Source organism: Clostridium sp. OM05-5BH (genome assembly GCF_003481505.1).
Lineage (GTDB): Bacteria > Bacillota > Clostridia > Lachnospirales > Lachnospiraceae > Otoolea > Otoolea fessa.
Genome location: NZ_QULJ01000022.1, coordinates 1 through 3,027, shown reverse-complemented (window position 1 = coordinate 3,027; position 3,027 = coordinate 1). Strand labels below are relative to the sequence as shown.

The 3,027-nt window shown below is 46.7% G+C and carries 1 rRNA gene (only partly in view); it reads left to right on the top strand.

Annotated elements, in window-relative coordinates:
• Positions 1-2,172, top strand: a 23S ribosomal RNA gene (locus DXB70_RS13845) (it extends 761 nt beyond the left edge of the window).
• Positions 2,173-3,027 lie beyond the last annotated feature (855 nt).

The window sequence follows — 3,027 nt, the reverse complement described above, 5'->3', positions numbered from 1 at the left end:
GACCTATCCATGTCCAGGTTGAAGTTCCCGTAAAAGGGAATGGAGGACCGAACGCACATCCGTTGAAAAGGGTGGCGATGAGGTGTGGATAGGGGAGAAATTCCAATCGAACCCGGAGATAGCTGGTTCTCCTCGAAATAGCTTTAGGGCTAGCCTCGTATTAGTTTAGCGGAGGTAGAGCACTGAATTTCCTAGGGGGCGTCAAAGTCTACCGAAGAATATCAAACTCCGAATGCCGCATAAATGATGTACGGGAGTCAGACTGCACGAGATAAGTTGGGTAGTCAAAAGGGAAAGAGCCCAGACCTACAGCTAAGGTCCCAAAGTGTGTGTTAAGTGGAAAAGGATGTGGGATTTCGAAGACAACTAGGATGTTGGCTCAGAAGCAGCCACACATTCAAAGAGTGCGTAATAGCTCACTAGTCGAGAGGTCCTGCGCCGAAAATGTCCGGGGCTAAAACACAACACCGAAGCTTAGGAATGTAATTATACATTGGTAGAGGAGCATTCTTAAAGAGACGAAGCAGTACCGATAAGGAGCTGTGGATTTTTAAGAAGAGAGAATGCCGGAATGAGTAGCGAGATGGAGGTGGGAATCCTCCAGGCCGAATATCTAAGGTTTCCAGAGTAAAGCTGATCTGCTCTGGGTAAGTCGGGGCCTAAGGCGAGGTCGAAAGACGTAGTCGATGGATAACAGGTTGAAATTCCTGTACTGCATATCATCAGAACTGTGGGGACACAGAGAGATACCGGAACCTGGGAATGAAGATACCAGGGCAAGCGAGGTAGGTGCTAAGCTGGCAAATCCGCTTAGTAAGCCGAAGACGTGATGCGGAGCGAATTAAAGTAGCGAAGTCCGGGATTCGAGCTGTCGAGAAAAGCCGCTATTGTGTGATATGTACCCGTACCGTAAACCGACACAGGTGGATGAGGAGAGAATCCTAAGGCCGGCGGGAGAAGCATTGTTAAGGAACTCGGCAAAATGACCCTGTAACTTCGGGATAAAGGGTGCCACAGAGATGTGGCCGCAGAGAATAGGCTCAAGCAACTGTTTAGCAAAAACACAGGTCTATGCGAAACCGAAAGGTGAGGTATATGGGCTGACGCCTGCCCGGTGCTGGAAGGTTACGAGGAGAGGTTAGAGCAATCGAAGCTTTGAATCTAAGCCCCAGTAAACGGCGGCCGTAACTATAACGGTCCTAAGGTAGCGAAATTCCTTGTCGGGTAAGTTCCGACCCGCACGAAAGGCGTAATGATTTGAGCGCTGTCTCGACAATGCACCCGGTGAAATTGAAATACCAGTGAAGATGCTGGTTACCTGCGCCAGGACGGAAAGACCCCATGGAGCTTTACTCTAGCTTGATACTGGGATTCGGTACTGCATGTACAGGATAGGTGGGAGACTTTGATGACAGGACGCCAGTCTTGTCGGAGTCGCTGTTGGGATACCACCCTTGTGGTACTGGATTTCTAACCAACCTCCGTGACCCGGAGGTGGGACAATGTCAGGTGGGGAGTTTGACTGGGGCGGTCGCCTCCGAAAGGGTATCGGAGGCGCTCAAAGGTTCCCTCAGAATGGTTGGAAACCATTCAAAGAGTGCAAAGGCAGAAGGGAGCTTGACTGCGAGACCGACGGGTCGAGCAGGTACGAAAGTAGGACTTAGTGATCCGGTGGTAGAAAGTGGGATTGCCATCGCTCAACGGATAAAAGCTACCCTGGGGATAACAGGCTTATCACTCCCAAGAGTTCACATCGACGGAGTGGTTTGGCACCTCGATGTCGGCTCATCGCATCCTGGGGCTGAAGTAGGTCCCAAGGGTTGGGCTGTTCGCCCATTAAAGCGGTACGCGAGCTGGGTTCAGAACGTCGTGAGACAGTTCGGTCCCTATCCGGCGCGGGCGTAGGATATTTGAGAGGAGCTGCCCTTAGTACGAGAGGACCGGGGTGGACTGGCCTCTGGTGTATCTGTTGAGCTATCAAGCTCATGGCAGAGTAGCCAAGCCGGGACGGGATAAACGCTGAAGGCATCTAAGCGTGAAGCCCCCCTCAAGATGAGATATCCCATACGCAAGTAGTAAGACCCCTTGAAGACGACGAGGTAGATAGGGCAGAGGTGGAAGGGCAGTAATGTACGAAGCTGACTGTTACTAATCGGTCGAGGGCTTAACCAAAAGGTTATGGTTAAGCCTAGGTAAGAGGAAGTTATTTCCTGAAGGATGAAAGATAGAGAGTAGAAGAAATTCAGTGTGCAGTTTTGAAGATATGTAAAGAAGACCGTTGTACAGAAATGTATGACGGTTTTTTTGTGTAATAGGAAATTCCAATTTGGCAGATATTCCTTAAGTTTTTCATAATGGCGTTGCTGGACTGACTTTCGATGTCCTTTACCGGCGACAAACGTTGTTTCATCCAACTGCCAGATTTCTGCGTATTTCGATGCGGCTTCCTTTAAGTATTCTGGCGAGTATTCTGTATTAATACTGAATTTTATCCCCGTGTATTGAAGCTCAAGATTAATTTCCTGAAACAGGGAAGTGAGCTTCTCAAACAGGCGGTATCTGGATTTTTCAGTCGCTTTCTTCCATACCCATTATTAAAATTATATATTATGTACAGTTTTGAAAAATGGCACGCTGCAATCTCGTTACTGTAGTGTTTGGAAAGAGAAGAGAGCAAATAAATCAGCGGCATTTCCGCAAGAAGGATCAAAATAAGCTGGTGGGAATGCTGCTGATTTTTTAATCTAGTATGTGTGAAATGAATAGAAATGACAAAATATTCTAAAAAATCACAATAAAATAAAAAGAATAACAAATATAGAAAAATCGTTGACAATCCTTGGAAACTCTGGTATCATAACATACGTCCTTGAGACAAGGGCAAATCAATCGAAGAAATAAGAGCGGAAACGCAAACGGATTTCTGAGAAAGATTAAAAATAAAATAAAAAATTTGTTGACAAAGTCAATTGTTTATGATAATATAAATAAGCTGTCGATGAGACAACAACAAAGAACCTTGAAAAC